This window comes from Streptomyces sp. HUAS 15-9, assembly GCF_025642155.1.
GTDB lineage: Bacteria > Actinomycetota > Actinomycetes > Streptomycetales > Streptomycetaceae > Streptomyces.
Window position 1 is genome coordinate 4,011,476 of sequence record NZ_CP106798.1, and the last position, 16,289, is coordinate 4,027,764.

Genomic DNA, 16,289 nt, shown 5'->3' on the forward strand with positions numbered 1-16,289 from the left:
GTACGGAGCTGCTGCCGCTCGACCGGACTCAGGTGTGCTGTAGCACGCATGAGTGACTACTGTCTGCCGGCCCGGGTCGCGCGGTCAGGCTTTTCACGGGAGCGAACGGGAGTTTGTGTTCCGAATGCGTGACCTTCGCGGGCGGGGCTCGTTGGATGCCGTGACGGGTTCTTTGGCGCTGGTGGGGGTGAGGGGTGGGCGGGCTGCGGGAGGTGGCGGAGTCGTTCGTGGTGCCCGGACCGGCGGGGGTGGCGATCCGGGCCCGGCTGCGGGTGTCGCAGACGGACGCGGCGGTGCTCGGCGAGGTCGGCACGTTCCTCGGTGGGCTGGCCGCCGGTGATCTCGCGGTGCGTTCCCGTCAGGGGCTGGTCCACGATGGGGCCTCGTGGGCAGTGCGGAAACGGGGGCTGAGCGGAGGCTCGTCGGCGCGGTGGGCGGGCAGCATCACCAAGGCCACGCACGACCAGTGGGCGCTGGCCCGGCGTGGCCAGGTGGCCGAGATGGGATCGCTGCGGGGGGAGATCGCGCGCATCGAGGCGCGGCTGGCCCGGCCGCTGGGCGCCAAGGCGGACAAGCGGGCGGGGCTGCCGCGTGGTTTCGGCTCGCGGGCGCAGTGGCATGCCAAGTCCCGCCGCCTGCATGTGCTGAAGGACCGGCTGGCTGGGCTGGAGGCGGACTGGGCGGCGGGCCGGGTGCACGTGGTGCGCGGCGGCAAGCACCTCGCGCGGCTGCGCCGCCATCTCGACGAGGCGGGGCTCACCGAGCATGCCTGGCGGGAGCGATGGCGGGCGGCGCGGATGTTCCTGGCCGCTGACGGAGAGTCCGGCAAGCGCTTCGGCAACGAGACCATCCGCATCACCGACACCGGACAGGCCTCCATCCGGCTCCCGGCTGCCCTCGCCCGTCTGGCCAACGCCCCGCACGGCCGGTACGTACTGGAGGCGACCGCGGAGTTCAAGCACCGGCGCGAGGAATGGGCGGACCGGATCACCGCCAACCGGGCGGTGGCCTACCGCATCCACCACGACACCGTGCGTGGCCGCTGGTATGTCACCGCGTCCTGGCAGCGCGCCCCCATTCCGGTGCGGCCGCTGGATGCGGCTCTCGCGCGCGGTGTGGTGGCGGTGGACATGAACGACGACCACCTCGCCGCCAGGCAACTGGACCCGCACGGCAACCCGGTCGGCGAGCCCCGGCGCTTCTTCTACGACCTGTCCGGCACCACCGCGCACCGGGACGCCCAGATCCGCCACGCACTGACCCGGCTGCTCCACCACACCCGCCGCACCGGCGCCACCGCGATCGCGATCGAGGACCTCGACTTCACCGACGGCAGGTCCCGGGAGAAGTACGGGCGCAACAAGCGCTTCCGCCGCCTGATCTCCCGCTTCCCCACCGCCCGCCTCAAGGCCCGGCTGACGGCGATGGCCGCGGAACAGGGCATCGCACTCGTCGCGGTCGACCCGGCCTACACCTCCCGGTGGGGCGCCCAGCACTGGCAGCAGCCCCTGACCGCCAAGAACCGACAGACCACGCGCCACGACGCGGCAGCCGTGGCCATCGGACGACGCGCCCTCGGGCACCCGATCCGGCGACGGACGACACCGCCCCGTACCCACCAGAGCGATGGATACGGGCATCGGACCGCCCAGGCCGGACCGGAAACCCGCAGGCGTGAGGAAACCCGCCCCCGCATTCCCGGACCACGCACAAGATGCGCGCCGCCCGGACGCGGAACGAAAGCGGGCGACCAGCGTGCCCAACACCGCTCGGGACACGCGGCTGAGCAGCAGTCCTGGCACCAGGACTCACTCCCACTCAGTCTCTAGGAACGGTGGTCCGGCTTGCCGTTTCCGTACAGCCAGTCTTCCCAGATGGCGTCGAAGTCCTTGTCCGGGGCCATCTTCTCGACGTAAGCCGTGAACTGGGCCGTGTCCGCGTTGCCGTGCCGGTGGGCGGCCGCCCAGCCCTGGATGATGTCGTAGAACGTGTCGTCACCGACCTTCTGCCGGATCTTCTGCAGGACCATCGCGCCGCGCTCGTAGACCGGGCTGTCGGAGATGTGCGCGGCACCGGACGGCTTCGCCGGCGGGTAGGCCCAGACGGCCTTGGCCTGGTCGGCGTTGTCGAAGTGGTCGCCGTCGTAGACCGCGTCGAAGGTCTGCTGCACGGTGTCGCCGCCGTGGTCCTCCTCCCACAGCCACTCCGCGTACGTCGCGAAGCCCTCGTTGAGCCACATGTCCCGCCAGCTCTTCGGCGTGACGGAGTCGCCGTACCACTGGTGGGCGAGCTCGTGGACGAGGGTCCCGGTGTCGGGGGCGCCGGGGAAGACCGGGCGGTTCTGGGTCTCCAGGGCGTACTCCACGTCCTCGGGGCGGTCGACGATCGCGCCGGTGGAGGAGAAGGGGTACGGGCCGAAGTTGTACTCCTCCCACTCCATGATCTCGGGGATCTTCGCGAGCACCTTGCGGCTCGCCCCGGTCTGCTTCGGGTCGACGGCGACGTAGACGGGCAGTCCGCTCTTGGTGCTGTAGCGGGTGATGTCGTAGTGGCCGATGGCGACCGTGGCGACATAGGTCGCCATCGGCTGGGCGGTGTGCCAGGTGAAGGTGGTACGCCCGCCGGTGGTCCGCTCGCTCGTCAACTCCCCGTTGGAGACGGCCTGCAGGCCCTTCGGCACGGTGACGGCTATGTCGTACGTCGCCTTGTCGGAGGGGTGGTCGTTGCCGGGGAACCATGCCATGGAGCCGGTGGGTTCGCCGAGGGCGAGCGCACCGTCCGCCGTGCGCAGCCAGCCCTCCTCGGAGCCGTCCGGATCGGTGATCTTCTTCGGGATGCCGGAGTAGCGGACCGTGGTGCTGAAGGTCTCCCCCTTGTCCAGGTCGTCGTGGGGGCGGACGGTCAGCTCCTGGCCGGTGCGGTTGACGCGGGCGTCCTTGCCCTCCACGGTGACGTCCTCGACGTCCAGGCCCTTCAGGTCCAGGTCGAAGGCGGACAGGTCCTCCGTGGCGCGGGCGGTGATCACGGCCTTGCCAGTGAGGCGGTGGGTGTCGGGGGCGTAGGAGAGGGTGAGGTCGTAGTGGGTGACGTCGTATCCGCCGTTGCCCGCCTTGGGGAAGTACGGGTCGTGCACGCCGGAGCCGCCAGGGGTGCCGTGCACGCCGCCGTCGCACGCGGTCAGGACGAGCTGGAGGGCGAGGGCACCGGCGGCGACCGGGACAAGGCGCGCGGATCTGGACATGTCAGAGATCCTACGGGGCGCAGGTGGCGGTCGGGGCGTGCCGGCGACCGGATGCGGCCGTGACACCATCACGTACGTGCTCGACATCGGCTATGCCCTCTCCAACCGTTTCCCCGACCCGCCGCAGACGGACTACCGGCGCGCGGACGTGCATGCACTGCGGCACGATCTGTTCTGCGGGGACGTGTATCTGGCCGACACCGAGAAGGACCGGGAGCTGTCCACAGCCTGGGGATGGGTGCCGGTGCTGGACTTCGCGTGGGCGCTGTGCGACATCGTGGAGCGGATCGACCGGGACCCGGCGGGCTCCCGCGCCGCGCGCCCGCAGCGGGCGGAACTGGACTTCACCGAGTCGACCGACCGGATGCTCTTCGAGCGGCGCTTCGGGTGGGTGGACATCGAGTCCGACTGGATGCCGGCCGAGGAGGCGCCGCTCACCTTCTCCCACGCGGAACTGCGCCGCGAGGCACGGGACTTCCTCCACGACCTGCTCGCCGACCTGACCGACCTGCACGAGGCTCTGGCCGAGAATCCGGCGATCTGGACACTGCAGGCGCGCTTCCCGCGAGTGCCGTGAGCTGTGCCGACCGCCCTGGGGGCTGGCGCCCCCAGCCCCCCTCTTCGGCCTGAACGGCCTCGTCCTCAATCTCCCCCAAGCTCTACGAGCAGGGGGTTCCCCCACGGCCGGTCACTCCACCCGGATTCCCAGCTCCGCCGCCAACACCGGCGCCAGATCCACCAGTTGGCCAGGGCTGATCACCGCCCCGGACAATTGTCCCACTCCTCGGGCGATGTCCAGCGAAGCGACCCCGCGCAGGTCCACGTCCGTCAGTGTCGCCCCGTTGAAGTCCACCCCCTTCAGCGCGCAGTCCACGAACTCGACCCGCTCCAGCCGTGCGCCCCCGAAGTCCGGTTCGACCAGGACGCAGCCCTCGAAGACGACGTCCTTGAGCTTCGCCTTGCGGAGGTTGAGGTAGTCGATCTTGCCGCCGCGGATCAGCACACGTTCCAGCACGGCACCGTGCAACTGCGTGCCGCCCAGTCGCGCGTCGACGAGTTCGACGTCACGCAGCGTCGACTCCGCGAGGTACGTGCCGACCCCTCTTATCCCGGTGAGGACCGTGTCGAGGATGCGCGCGTGGTGCAGTCGCGTCTCGTCGAAGGCGCAGCCCGTCAGCGCGCAGTCCATGAAGCGGGCGCCCCCGCCGTCCTGCCCGGCGAAGTCCGCCTCCCGGAACTCCACCCCGTCGTAGTCCCCGTCCGGCTCCAGCCCGCCCCCGGTGTACGCCTCCAGCAGCGGCAGCCGCACCTCCGGCCGCCGCGCCGACCGCACCCCTGCCCCACCCGTCGCTCTCCTCGCCATGCCCCTATGCTGCACCCCGCCACTGACAATCGCCCCGACCTGCACAAACACCGGCGATGTCACATTTCGGCGGCGCCGGCGGTCATATCTGCGAAGAAGAGGCGACCCCGAGCAGAGGGAGACATCCGCCCATGCAACGAATCACCGTCGTCGGCGGCGGCCTCGCCGGACTCACCGCGGCGATCACCGCCGCCGAGGCGGGCGCCAAGGTCACCGTGCACGAAGCCCACCACACCCTCGGCGGGCGGGCACGGACCACCGAGGGCCCGTACCGCACGAACGAAGGCCCGCACGCCCTCTACAACGGCGGCCCGCACTGGGTCTGGCTCAAACAGCGCGACCTCATAGGACCGGTCGCTCCGGTCCCGCCCCTGGAGGCGGCCCGGCTGCGGCTGCGCCATCACGGGGTGCTGCGCCGCACCCCGCCCTTCGCGATGCTCAAGCTGCTGCGGCGCAGCGCCCAACAGGCGCCCGTCGACGTGGACTTCATGAGCTGGGCGACACGGCAGGCGGGCGAGGAAGGGGCGCGTGCCGCCGCCAACTACTCGGCCGTCGCCCTCTTCCACCACGACCCGGGCGCCCTGTCCGCCGCCTTCGTGCAGCAACGTCTGCGCCGCGCCACCAAGTTGCCGCCGGAGGCGCACTATCCGCGCGGCGGCTGGGCCAACGTCATCGACCGGATGGCCGCACGGGCCTGGAACCTCGGGGTGCGGATGGAGACCCTGTCCCGGGTCGACGCCCTGCCCACCGGCACACCCGTGGTCGTCGCCACCTCCCTGGACGCGGCCCGGCGCCTGCTGAAGGACGACTCGCTGACCTGGACCGGTGGCCGCAGTGCCCTCATCGACCTGGCCCTGCGCACCCGGCGCGGTGACGCGTTCGCCGTGTCCGATCTCGACGCGCCCGGGTGGCTGGAGCGGTTCACCGCGCAGGACCGTTCGCTCGCCCCGGCCGGTGAGCAGCTCGTGCAGGGGCAGATCCCGATCGGTCCCGGCGAGTCCCGGGCCGACGGCATCGCCCGTGCCGAGCGGCTGCTCGACCTGGCCTTCGAGGGGTGGCGGGAGCGGGTCACCTGGCGGCGCGAGGCGCTCGCCAACGGCCGTACCGGTGCCGTGGACCTGCCGGGCACCAGCTGGCGCGACCGGCCCGCCATCGACCGCGGCGACGGCGTCTATCTCGCCGGTGACCAGGTCGCCGCCCCCGGCGTGCTGTCGGAGGTGTCCTTCAACAGCGCCCTCACCGCCGTGTCACTGGCCCTCGGCCGGCACGCCCTTGACCTCAGGCGTGCTTGAGGTCAAGGGCGGCCCCCTGCGGGAGGCGGTCCTGGCTCCATGACCCGGGCGTCTTCGCCGGTCGTCCTGACCGGGCTGGCCGTCGGCTCCTCGTACGACACCGAGATCCTGCCCGCCCTGCTCCTGGTGGGCCTCGGCATGGGCCTGACCTTCATGCCGATCTTCGCGACGGCCACCGCGGGGGTCGCGCCGCAGGACGCGGGGGTCACCTCGGCGACCGTCAACACCTCGCAGCAGGTCGGCGGTTCGATCGGTACGGCGCTGCTCAACACGATCGCCACCACCAGCAGTGCCGCCTGCATCGCCGCGCACCTGCACGGCCCCGCCCGGCGGGCGACCGTGGTCCCCGAGGGCGTCGTGCACGGCTACACGGTCGCCATCTGGTGGGCCGCGGGCCTCATGCTCCTGGCGGGCCTGGTCGCGGGCCTGATGGTCACCTCGAAGCCGCCCACGCACGAGGCTCCCGCGCACGCCCCCGTGCCCGAGTCAGCGCTCTGACCCGCCCAGGTCGGCCAGCGGCCCGTCGGTCAGCCGGTACACCGTCCACTCGTCCTGCGGACGGGCACCGAGGGCCTCGTAGAAGCCGATCGCGGGCCGGTTCCAGTCGAGGACCGACCACTCCAGGCGCTCGTATCCGCGCTCCACACAGATCCGGGCCAGCTCGGTGAGCAGTGCCCGGCCGTGGCCGCCGCCGCGGGCCGAGGGGCGGACGTAGAGGTCCTCCAGGTAGATGCCGTGGACCCCGCGCCAGGTGGAGAAGCTCAGGAACCACAGGGCGAACCCGACCGTCGTGCCGGTCGCCTCGTCCACCGCCACGTGCGCGAAGACGGCGGGACGCTCGCCGAAGAGGGCGGTGCGCAACTGTTCCTCGGTCGCCCTCGCCTCCTGCGGGGCCTTCTCGTACTCGGCGAGCTCGCGGATCAGGGCGTGGATGACAGGTATGTCCGAGGGGTTCGCGGTGCGGATCATGGTCAGTTCCGTCCCGCCACCCGGTCGGCGATCCGGGCCAGCCGTGACGACTCCGAGCCCGGGTGCAGGCGCTCGCGCTCGTCGGCGGCGCGATAGGTGGCGTACATGCCCTGCACGCCGAGCCAGCGGAAGGGCTCGGGCTCCCATTTGCGCACCTTGTGCCCCACCCACGGCAGGTCCGTCAGCTCGGTGCGGCCGCCCTGGCCGGAGTCCTGCTGGACCAGGTCGCACAGGGTGCGCCCGGCGAGATGGGTGGTCGCGACGCCCGAGCCGACATATCCGCCCGCCCAGCCGAGGCCGGTCGAGCGGTCCAGGGTGACCGTCGCGCACCAGTCGCGCGGCACCCCGAGCACCCCGGACCAGGCGTGTTCGACACGGACACCGGCCAGGGCCGGGAAGAACCGGACGAGGATCTCCCGCAGCGCCTCGATCGTCGTCTCCTGCGTCCGCCCGTCGTTGTCCGTGCGCGAGCCGAAGCGGTACGGCACCCCGCGCCCGCCGAGCGCGATCCGGCCGTCGGCGGTGCGCTGGGCGTACATATAGGCGTGCGCCATGTCGCCCAGGGTCTCCCGGCCGTCCCAGCCGACGCTCTGCCACTGCTCGTCGGTGAGCGGCTCGGTGGCGATCATCGAGGAGTTCATCGGCAGCCAGGTGCGCCGGTGGCCCTTCAGGTTCGCTGTGAAGCCCTCGGTGCAGCGCAGCACGTAGGGGGCGCGGACGGTGCCGTACGGGGTCACGGCGTGCATCGGGCGGATCTCGGTCACCGGGGTCGACTCGTGGATGGTGACGCCGAGCGCCTCCGCGGCCGCCGCGAGCCCCTTGACCAGCTTCACCGGGTGCAGCCGGGCCCCGTGCGGGGTCCAGCTGGAGCCCACGGCGTCGGCGACCCGGATCCGCTCGCGCGTCTCGCGGGCGCCGTACAGCTCGCGGTCCTTCTCGCCGTACGACAGCTCGTGCTCGTGGAACGCCTTCAGCCGCGCCAACTGCGCGGGCGTGGTCGCCACTTCCAGCACGCCGCCCTTGTGCAGGTCGGCGTCGATGCCTTCGGCCACGGTGACCGCGACGACCTCGTCGACGGTGTCGTTCATCGCCTTCTGCAGCCGCACCGCGGCCTCGTGGCCGTGCAGTTTCGCGTACCGGTCGCGGCCCGCGATGCCGTTGTAGAGCCAGCCTCCGTTGCGCCCGGAGGCGCCGTAGCCGCAGAACTTCTGCTCCAGCACGGTGATACGGAGGAAGGGGGCGGCCTTCTTGAGGTAGTACGCGGTCCACAGTCCCGTGTAGCCACCGCCGACGATCACGACGTCGGCGGTCGCGTCACCGGGCAGCGGCTCCCGGACCTCCGGGAGGCCGTCGTCCGCGAACCAGAAGGAGATGCCACCGTTGACGACACTGCTTGCCGTGCTGCTCATGGGCGGACGTTAACCCCTGAGGGCGGCCAGTGTCTCCTTCGGATTCCATGCTTTTCCCCGGCCCCTGACCAGCGGATAGCAGGCGAGACCGATCAGGACGGCGACGAAATGCCCGAAGTCGGTGAAGGTGCGGTCGGTGTAGAGCGGGATTCCGTAGAAGACGAGGACGCCCAGCAGATACAGCTGCCGCCAGGGAATGGCGAGCCGGTAGGTGAGCAGTCCGATGACGCCGGCCAGCGCGTAACTCACGCCGATGTCGAGGGTGTTGATTGCAGAGTGCGGGGCGATCCCGTCCCGGACCGCCTTCAGCAGCGCGCCCTCGCTGATCAGCGTCGCGAGCACATGCGCGGCCACGCACACCGCCAGCCAGCGGGCGGTGCCGATCCAGCGTTCGGCCTGGGCGTGGAAGACCGAGTACAGGATCGCGTACGGCACCCAGTGTCCGCCGTCGATCCACATGGCGCTGGTGATCAGCACCCGTACGGGGTTCTGCGACAGCTCGTGGATGTTGGTGGAGCGCTGCCGCAGGAAGTCCTGCTCGAAGGCCGGGGACATGTGGTGCAGGGCGACGGTGGAGATGAACAGGATCAGCAGCCAGACATAGGTGCCCGGGGCGCTGCGGACGTAGGCCGTCACCGCCCGGAACCCACGTCGAAATCCGATGGCCCGGTTCACATCCGTCAGTATCGTCGGGAAAGTGATCGAGGTGCCCGGCGAGCTGGCGGCTTCACAGCGGAAATTCAACGGGGAGGCGGGGCGGGCGTTCGTCGCGAACCTGCCCCGGCGGGCGGAGGAGTTCCTGAGGCGGTGGGACCTGCGGCTCGACGGGCCCGCCATGCACGGGATGTGCGCGCTGGTCCTTCCGGTGGTCCGGGCCGACGGCAGCCCGGCCGCGCTGAAGCTCCAGCCGCTGGACGCCGAGACCGAGGGCGAGCCGCTCGCGCTGCGGGTCTGGGGCGGCGACGGGGCCGTACGGCTGCTGGAGCACGACGAACCCAGCTGCACGCTGCTGCTGGAGCGGCTGGACGAGACCCGGGCGCTGACGGACCTGCCGGACACGCGTGAGGCCGTGCGTGTCATCGGCGAGCTGCTGGCCCGGCTGACCGCCGTGGCGGCCCCGCCGGGGCTGCGGCGGCTCGGGGACATCGCTCCGGCGATGCTGGAGCGGGTGCCGTGGGCGCTGGAACGGGTGCCCGATCCGGCGGACCGGCGGCTCCTCGCGGACTGTGCGGCGGCGGTGCGGGAGGTCGTGGGCGAGTCCGGGGACCGGCTGCTGCACTGGGACCTGCACTACGACAACGTCCTGGCGGCCGAACGGGCGGACTGGGTGGCGGACTGGGTGGCCATCGATCCCAAGCCACTCGCGGGCGATCCGGGCTTCGAATTGCTGCCGGCGATCTACAACCGCTACGCCCCCGAAGAGACCGTCCTGCGCTTCCACGCTCTGACCGACGCGCCGGCGCTGGACCGGGAGCGGGCTCGGGCGTGGACGCTGGGGCGGGTGCTGCAGAACTGCCTGTGGGAGATCGTGGACGGCCGCCCCCTGGAGGCGGTGCGGCTGGAGATCGGGCGGGCGCTGCGCGGGTGACACGCCGCCGGACGGACCATGCGCCACGTTTATCGACTAATCGGCCATAGCGTACCGGATATGACCAAATGCCATATCGCATCACTGGCGTGCGCCGCCGCGCTCATCGGAACGGGACTCGGCGCCACTCCGGCGACCGCCGTCCCCAGGACCTTCCTGGTCCACCCAGGCGAATCGATCCAGCAGGCGGTGAACGCCGCACGGTCGGGAGACACCGTCCTGGTGACCCCCGGCACCTACCACGAGAGCGTCACCGTGAGCACGTCCCGGCTGACCCTGCGCGGCATGGGCCCGAGCACGGTGATCGAGCCCGCCGCCAAGGCCTCCGGCAGCTGTGCCAAGGGCGGCAACGGCATCTGCGTGACGGGCGCAGCGAACCGCGCCGTCGAGGGCGTCACCGTCTCCGACCTGACCGTGACGGGCTTCACCAAGACCGGGGTGCTCGGCCGGGCGACCGACGCACTGACCGTGCGCAAGGTGTACGCGGTCGGGAACGGGGTCTGGGGCATCGCCCAGGAGCAGTCGGTGCGCGGTGTGTTCCGGAGCAACTACGTGCGCAACAACGGTGACGCGGGCCTGTTCCTGGCCAACACCATCTCGAAGGAGCAGGGCGCCACGGACGCCCGGGGCACGGTCGTCCAGCAGAACCGGATGGAGGGCAACCGGATCGGCCTGACCGTCCGGCGCCTGCGGAACCTCTCGGTCACGGGCAACTACGTCACCGGCAACTGCGCGGGCGTGTTCGTCGTCGGCGACGAGAACCTGCCGCGGGCCGGCGCGCTGACGGTGGCGAACAACGTGGTGGCCACCAACAACAAGTCCTGCCCCAAGACCCCGCGGCTGCCCAAGCTCCAGGGCTCCGGCATCGTGCTGACCGGCGTCGTGGACACCAGGGTGAACCGGAACCTGGTCACGGGCAACTCCGGCAAGTCCCCGCTGTCGGGCGGGATCGTGCTGTTCAAGAGCTTCGTGGGCGTCACCAGTGAGCGGAACCGGATCAGCGAGAACACGCTGAAGGGCAACGCCCCGGCCGACCTGGTGAACCAGGAGACCGCCAAGGCCAACAACACCTTCCAGGGCAACTCCTGCGCGGCCTCCAAGCCCTCGGGGCTGTGCTGAACGGCCGTACCCCCGCGTACCACCAAGGAAGGAAGGCGGCACATGACGACCGCTGAAACCGCCCCACCGCCGTCCATGCGGCTCAGAGAGCTCGTGTTCGGCGCGGCCTGTGCCGCCGCCGTCCGCGCGGCCGCCCGCCTCGGGGTCGCCGACGCCCTGGGGCAGGCCCCGATGGCCGTGGAGGACCTCGCGGCCGCGGTGAAGACCGAGCCGAAGCCGCTGCGCCGACTGCTGCGAGCCCTGTCCTGCTACGGCGTCTTCGCCGAGCGGCCGGACGGCACGTTCGCGCACACCGAGATGTCCCGGCTGCTGCGCGAGGACGACCCGAACAGCCTGCGCTACATCTCGCTGTGGTGCACCGAGCCGTGGACCTGGGACGCCTGGCCCAAGCTGGACGAGGCGGTACGCACCGGCGGCAACGTCGTCGAGGACCTGTACGGCAAGGAGTTCTTCCAGTACCTCAACGAGGACGCCCCGGAGTCGGCCGACGTCTTCAACCGGGCGATGACCACGTCCAGCGAGCAGTCGGCGCGCGATGTGGCGGCCCTGCTGGACCTGTCGGGCAGTGACTCGGTCGCGGACATCGGCGGCGGCCAGGGGCACGTGGTGGCCTGTCTGCTGGACAAGTACCCCTCGATGCACGGCAGTCTGCTCGACCTGCCGCGCGTGGTGGAGAACGCCGTGCCGCGGCTGCGCAAGGGCGGTGACCTCGCCGGGCGCGCCCGGATCGTGCCCGGCGACGTCCGCGCGGCGATCCCGGTCAAGGCCGACGTCTACATCATCAAGAACATCCTGGAGTGGGACGACGAGAGCACGGCGCGGACGCTGCGCAACGTCATCGGGGCCGGCGGCCCCGGAACGCGGGTCGTGGTGATCGAGAACCTGGTCGACGACACCCCGTCGATGCGGTTCAGCACCGCGATGGACCTGCTGCTGCTCCTGAACGTAGGCGGGGCGAAGCACACCACCGACAGCATGGTGGGCCGGCTGACCGCGGCCGGCCTGGTCGTCGACGACATGCGTCCGGTCAACCCGTATCTGCACGCGTTCGACTGCCACGTACCGGGGTGAGGGCGCCACACTCCGCAGACCACCGGTCGCCGGGCCCGCGACGCTGCGGGCCCGGCGACCGGTGGCCGTTCGGGGGGCGGACGGCTCAGGGGCGCTCCCAGACGTAGAAGCGGCGGGCCATGGCGTCCTTCGGCGAGCGCCAGGTCTGCGGGTCGTACGCGCTGACGTACGCCGACAGCCGCTCGCTGATGTCCCGGAACTCGGGGTGCTCGGTCACCTTGGCGATGGCCGGGCCGGGCTCGCGCTCGGACTCGACCAGGTGCATGTACACGTCGCCGAACTGGAAGAGGCTGCGCCGTACGACGCCGACGAGGTGCGGCAGTTCTCCCCGGTCGGACTCCTCGAACACCTTGGCGATGTCGGGGGCCGAACCGGGGGCCATGCGGGCGACGATGAGGGCCTGGTGCATCGGACCGTGTCCTCCGTCCGGCTCAGTCGGCCAGGGCCGGCGCGGGCCGGTGTCCGGCGGCGGCCTTCTCGATCTTGTCCCGGATCAGGGCCATCTGGACCTTGGAGTTCCGGTTGATGTTGTCGGTCATCCAGTCGTCGTCGACCGGGGCGTCCGGCTTCATCTCGAAGTCCTGCGTCCACACCATCCGGGTGCCGGCGGTCACCTCCTCGTACTGCCAGTGGATGTTCATGTAAGCGAAGGGCCCGGTCTCGACACGACGGGCCCTGACCGTGAGGGTGTCGCGGTCCGGCTCCCGCTCGGAGACCCAACTCCAGACGGTGCCGTTCTCGTCCGGGTGCATGGTCAGCCGGAAGGTCGTCTTCGCGCCCTCCCGGGAGATGACCTCGCAGGCCGCGTACTCACTGAACAGCTGCGGCCACCTCTCCAGGTCGTTGGTCATGTCCCAGACGAGGTCCAGGGGGGCGGCGATGGTGATCTCGTTCTGTGTGTGTCCGGCCATGTCAGGCTCCTGCCATGAGAGTGCTGTTGATGAGGTCGAGGAACTGCCGGGGGGTCTTGCAGCGCTCCGCGTCGGGCGGCATCGGCGTGCCGTGACGGTTCTCCAGTTCGCCGACGATGCCGAGCAGGCCGAGCGAGTCGATGCCGAGGACGTCGAAGCCCACGTCGCTCTGCTGCTCGAGGTCCTGCGGGGCGACGGTGACCCCGGCCGCCTTCTTCATGAGCCCGGCCAGTTCTTCCACGGTGATTTGGGCAGTCATGCGGTTCCTCTCCTTTACTGCGAGGCAGTGCTGCGGCGCTCCCCGCGACGAGGCGCCCCGCTACGAGGCGTCGGCGGCGCCGTGCCGGAGCACCAGCGCCGAGTTGGACCCCATGAGTCCCCGGCTGAGGACCAGCGCCGTGCGCAGTTCGGCGGCGCGGGCACGGCCGGTCACGAGGTCGAGGTCGTGACAGACGTCGAAGACGTTGGGGGTGGGTGGGATCAGTCCGTGCTCCATCGCGAGCACGGCCGCAGCGGTGTCCAGCACGGGCGCGGCGCAGTAGCCCCGGCCGATGCCGGTCTTCGGCGCGGTGACCGGCACCCGCCTGCCGTGCCCGCCCAGGACGTCGGCGATGGCCAGCGCCTCGGCGCGGTCCGCCGCCGGCACCCCGAGAGCGTCGGCGAACACGACGTCGATCTCCTCGGGGGCGCAGCCGGCCTCGTCCAGGGCTCCCCGCACGGCCTGGGCGAGCCCCTGCCGGGACTCGTCCCAGCGGGAGGCCCCGGTGAACGTCGCCGCGTGCCCCGCGACGAGCGCCCGCACTCGCGCGCCCCGCTCACGCGCCACGTCCGCCGCCTCCACGACGAGCATCGCGCCGCCCTCGGCGGGCACGAATCCGCAGGCCGCGGTGGTGAACGGACGGTAGGCACGGGTCGGGTCGTCGACGGTGCTCAGCTCCTCGTAGCCGAGCTGGCAGACCATCGAGTACGGGGCCAGCGGCGCCTCGGTCGAGCCGGCCACGATCACATCGGTGCCGCGCCGCACGGCCCGCGCCGCATGGGCGACCGCGTCCAGACCGCCCGCCTCGTCGGCGGCCACGACCGAGCACGGGCCTTTGAAACCGCGGCGGATGGAGATCTGGCCGGTGCTGGCGGCGTAGAACCAGGCGATGGACTGGTACGGGCCGACGAACCGGCTTCCCCTTCCCCACAGTCGCTGCAGCTCCCGCTGGCCGAACTCGCCGCCGCCGGAGCCGGCCGCGGTGACCACGCCGATGGAGAACGGCGCGTCGGCGGTGTCGGCCGACCCGAGACGGGCGTCGTCCAGCGCCAGGTCGGCCGCGGTCATTGCGTAGTGCGTGAACCGGTCCGTCTGGACGAGGTAGCGCTCCTCGACCGCCGCCGCCGGGTCGAAGGCGCGGACCTCGCCGGCCACCTTCAGCGGCAGCTGCCCACAGCCCTCGCGGGTGATCCGGTCGAGGACGCTGAGCCCTTCCTGGGTGGACTTCCAGAAGGTGTCGGTGCTGGTTCCGTTGGGCGCGACCACACCGATGCCGGTAATGGCCGCGCGCCGTTCATGGGGTGCGCTCATCGTGCCTTCTCCCTGGGACGGGTCAGGATCACCGCGGACTGGAACCCGCCGAACCCGCTGCCCACGGAGAGCACGCTGTCCAGCTTCCGTTCGCGGGCGACGCGCGGGACGTAGTCCAGGTCGCACTCGGGGTCGGGGGTCTCGTAGTTCGCGGTCGGCGGCACGACCTGCTTGGCCAGCGCCAGCACACAGGCCACGACCTCGATCGCGCCGATCGCCCCGAGGGAGTGCCCCACCATGGACTTGATGGAGCTCATGGGCGTGTCGTAGGCGTGCTCACCGAGCGCCCGCTTCACGGCCGCCGTCTCGTGGCGGTCGTTCTGCCGGGTTCCCGAGCCGTGCGCGTTGACGTAGTCGATCGCGGAGCCGTCGAGCCGGGAGTGGTCCAGGGCGACCGATATCGCCCGGGCCATCTCCAGGCCCTCACTGGTCAGGCCGGTCATGTGGTAGGCGTTGCCGTAGGTGGCGTAGCCGCTGAGCTCGCAGTACACGTGCGCGCCTCGGGCCCGCGCGTGTTCCAGCTCCTCCAGGACGAGCACCGCGCCGCCCTCGCCCATGACGAACCCGTCACGGTTGTTGTCGAAGGGCCGGGAGGCGTGTGCCGGGTCGTCGTTGTTCGGCGACGTGGCCTTGATCGCGTCGAAGCACGCCATGGTGATCGGTGAGATCGGCGAGTCCGACGCGCCCGTTATGCAGATGTCGGCACGGCCTTCCTCGACGGTATGGAAGGCGTATCCGACCGCGTCCAGGCCCGAGGTGCAGCCCGTGGAGACGGTCTGCACCGGCCCCTGCGCTCCGAAGCGTTCCGCCACGGCGGAGGCCAGGGTGCTGGGCGAGAACGCCCGGTGCAGCTGGGGTTCCGCCTCGCGGTGGTCCACGTCCCAGCGCTGCCCTCGGTGGCTGACCAGGACGTAGTCGTGCTCCAGGCGGGTGGTGCCGCCGACCGCGGTCCCCAGGGAGACCCCGACCCGCCAGGGGTTCTCCCCGGCGAGGTCGAGTCCGGAGTCCCGGACTGCCTCGTCCCCGGCCACCAGGGCGAACTGGATGTACCGGTCCGCCCGCTCGATCTGCTCGGCGTCCAGGCCGTGCGCCACGGGGTCGAAGTCGCACTCCGCGGCTATCTGCGAGCGCAGGCCTGTCGGGTCGAAGAAGGTGATGCCCCGCGTCGCGGTCCGGCCGTCGGCGAGCAAATCCCAGAACGCCGGTACGCCGATCCCGCCCGGAGCCACGATGCCTATGCCGGTGACCGCCACGCGCCGGGTCATGACCGGACCCGGCCTCGGTCGGCCGTGCGGTCGGCGCCCGCCCCGGCTCCCTCCGTGACGACCGCGGCGGCACCGATGACCTCGGTCTCCTCGGTGTCGACATGACCCAGCTGCGGACGCGGCGCCAGCGGACCCAGGTGGAAGACGATGCGCGCCTCCACCTTGCCGACGTTGCGGAAGCGGTGCCGCATGTGGGCGGGGATCATCAGGCCCTGCTCCGGTCGCAGCGGCTGCGGCTCGCCGTCCAGGTCCACCTCCAGCTGCCCGCAGACGACGTACACGAACTCCTCGGAGTAGGGGTGGTAGTGCTCAGCGATGCGGTCGCCGGGCTGCACGATGGCCACTCCCATGAAACCGCTGGTCGATCCCACCGTGGTCGGGGTGAGCATGGCGCGCAGATCACCGCCGCGCCGGACATTGGGCTCGACCTCGCTGAGGTCCACGATTCTCGGACGGGATTTGATCACGACGTTCCTCCGATGGGTGTGCTG

General features: G+C 71.2%; 17 protein-coding genes and 1 pseudogene. 7 read left to right on the forward strand and 11 right to left on the reverse strand.

The genetic code is table 11. From position 1 onward, the window contains the following. Positions 1-194: 194 nt before the first annotated feature. The gene (locus N8I87_RS18370; RefSeq protein WP_263210165.1) at positions 195-1,829 is read left to right on the forward strand and encodes an IS200/IS605 family accessory protein TnpB-related protein; all 1,635 of its coding nucleotides are present in this window, start codon (positions 195-197) and stop codon (positions 1,827-1,829) included. Here N8I87_RS18370 and N8I87_RS18375 read toward each other — a convergent pair. Continuing rightward, entirely contained in the window at positions 1,826-3,241 is a 1,416-nt protein-coding gene (locus N8I87_RS18375; RefSeq protein WP_263210167.1) for a M1 family metallopeptidase, read from the reverse strand. The two genes, N8I87_RS18370 and N8I87_RS18375, sit on opposite strands and share 4 nt — an antisense overlap. A gap of 76 nt (positions 3,242-3,317) precedes the next feature. On the opposite strand from N8I87_RS18375, the gene N8I87_RS18380 reads away from it, so the two are divergent. Then, complete coding sequence (locus tag N8I87_RS18380; RefSeq protein ID WP_263216533.1) at positions 3,318-3,818, forward strand: hypothetical protein; 501 nt, start codon at positions 3,318-3,320, stop codon at positions 3,816-3,818. A gap of 111 nt (positions 3,819-3,929) precedes the next feature. On the opposite strand, the gene N8I87_RS18385 is transcribed toward N8I87_RS18380, so the two are convergent. Then, positions 3,930-4,604 (reverse strand): pentapeptide repeat-containing protein, encoded by a 675-nt coding sequence (locus N8I87_RS18385; RefSeq protein ID WP_263210168.1) that lies wholly within the window; start codon positions 4,602-4,604, stop codon positions 3,930-3,932. Between the two features lie 56 nt (positions 4,605-4,660). Between N8I87_RS18385 and N8I87_RS18390 the strand changes: the two genes are divergently transcribed. Both N8I87_RS18390 and N8I87_RS18395 read left to right on the forward strand, forming a co-directional pair. Continuing rightward, positions 4,661-5,896 (forward strand): FAD-dependent oxidoreductase, encoded by a 1,236-nt coding sequence (locus N8I87_RS18390; RefSeq protein WP_411577245.1) that lies wholly within the window; start codon positions 4,661-4,663, stop codon positions 5,894-5,896. 30 nt (positions 5,897-5,926) lie between these two features. Beyond that, positions 5,927-6,394 (forward strand): annotated as a pseudogene (locus N8I87_RS18395) (MFS transporter); the annotation flags it as partial. Here the strand turns inward: N8I87_RS18395 and N8I87_RS18400 are convergent. The 3 genes from N8I87_RS18400 to N8I87_RS18410 are packed head-to-tail and all read right to left on the reverse strand — an operon-like array spanning position 6,383 to position 8,910. Further along, positions 6,383-6,865, reverse strand: a complete 483-nt coding sequence (locus tag N8I87_RS18400) for a GNAT family N-acetyltransferase (RefSeq protein WP_263210172.1) — start codon at positions 6,863-6,865, stop codon at positions 6,383-6,385. The pseudogene N8I87_RS18395 and the gene N8I87_RS18400 sit on opposite strands and share 12 nt — an antisense overlap. 2 nt (positions 6,866-6,867) lie before the next feature. Then, a complete protein-coding gene (locus N8I87_RS18405; RefSeq protein WP_263210174.1) occupies positions 6,868-8,274 on the reverse strand; it encodes an NAD(P)/FAD-dependent oxidoreductase in 1,407 nt (468 codons plus the stop codon). Between the two features lie 9 nt (positions 8,275-8,283). Beyond that, a complete protein-coding gene (locus tag N8I87_RS18410; protein WP_263210176.1) occupies positions 8,284-8,910 on the reverse strand; it encodes a rhomboid-like protein in 627 nt (208 codons plus the stop codon). Positions 8,911-8,935: 25 nt separating this feature from the next. On the opposite strand from N8I87_RS18410, the gene N8I87_RS18415 reads away from it, so the two are divergent. From N8I87_RS18415 to N8I87_RS18425, 3 genes are read left to right on the forward strand one after another with little or no spacing between them, the layout of a single operon-like run. Then, positions 8,936-9,862 carry an aminoglycoside phosphotransferase family protein gene (locus tag N8I87_RS18415; protein ID WP_411577246.1) on the forward strand — a complete coding sequence of 309 codons (927 nt, stop codon included), beginning with the start codon at positions 8,936-8,938 and terminating at the stop codon, positions 9,860-9,862. Between the two features lie 60 nt (positions 9,863-9,922). Next, positions 9,923-10,981 carry a right-handed parallel beta-helix repeat-containing protein gene (locus N8I87_RS18420; RefSeq protein WP_263210179.1) on the forward strand — a complete coding sequence of 353 codons (1,059 nt, stop codon included), beginning with the start codon at positions 9,923-9,925 and terminating at the stop codon, positions 10,979-10,981. A 42-nt stretch (positions 10,982-11,023) separates the two neighbouring features. Next, positions 11,024-12,052 (forward strand): methyltransferase, encoded by a 1,029-nt coding sequence (locus N8I87_RS18425; RefSeq protein WP_263210181.1) that lies wholly within the window; start codon positions 11,024-11,026, stop codon positions 12,050-12,052. Positions 12,053-12,137: 85 nt separating this feature from the next. On the opposite strand, the gene N8I87_RS18430 is transcribed toward N8I87_RS18425, so the two are convergent. Genes N8I87_RS18430 through N8I87_RS18455 form a run of 6 tightly spaced genes read right to left on the reverse strand, consistent with a single transcriptional unit; the run spans position 12,138 to position 16,265 of the window. After that, positions 12,138-12,461 (reverse strand): TcmI family type II polyketide cyclase, encoded by a 324-nt coding sequence (locus N8I87_RS18430; RefSeq protein ID WP_263210182.1) that lies wholly within the window; start codon positions 12,459-12,461, stop codon positions 12,138-12,140. A gap of 22 nt (positions 12,462-12,483) precedes the next feature. Further along, complete coding sequence (locus tag N8I87_RS18435) at positions 12,484-12,963, reverse strand: SRPBCC family protein (RefSeq protein ID WP_263210184.1); 480 nt, start codon at positions 12,961-12,963, stop codon at positions 12,484-12,486. Position 12,964: 1 nt separating this feature from the next. Then, positions 12,965-13,222, reverse strand: coding sequence for an acyl carrier protein (locus N8I87_RS18440; protein WP_263210185.1), 258 nt, complete (start codon positions 13,220-13,222; stop codon positions 12,965-12,967). A gap of 60 nt (positions 13,223-13,282) precedes the next feature. Further along, the gene (locus tag N8I87_RS18445) at positions 13,283-14,533 is read right to left on the reverse strand and encodes a ketosynthase chain-length factor (protein WP_263210186.1); all 1,251 of its coding nucleotides are present in this window, start codon (positions 14,531-14,533) and stop codon (positions 13,283-13,285) included. Continuing rightward, entirely contained in the window at positions 14,530-15,798 is a 1,269-nt protein-coding gene (locus N8I87_RS18450; RefSeq protein ID WP_263210187.1) for a beta-ketoacyl-[acyl-carrier-protein] synthase family protein, read from the reverse strand. The genes N8I87_RS18445 and N8I87_RS18450 overlap by 4 nt, the downstream gene beginning before the upstream one ends. Then, positions 15,795-16,265: a cupin domain-containing protein gene (locus N8I87_RS18455; RefSeq protein WP_263210188.1), complete on the reverse strand. Its 471-nt coding sequence runs from the start codon at positions 16,263-16,265 to the stop codon at positions 15,795-15,797. The genes N8I87_RS18450 and N8I87_RS18455 overlap by 4 nt, the downstream gene beginning before the upstream one ends. Positions 16,266-16,289 lie beyond the last annotated feature (24 nt).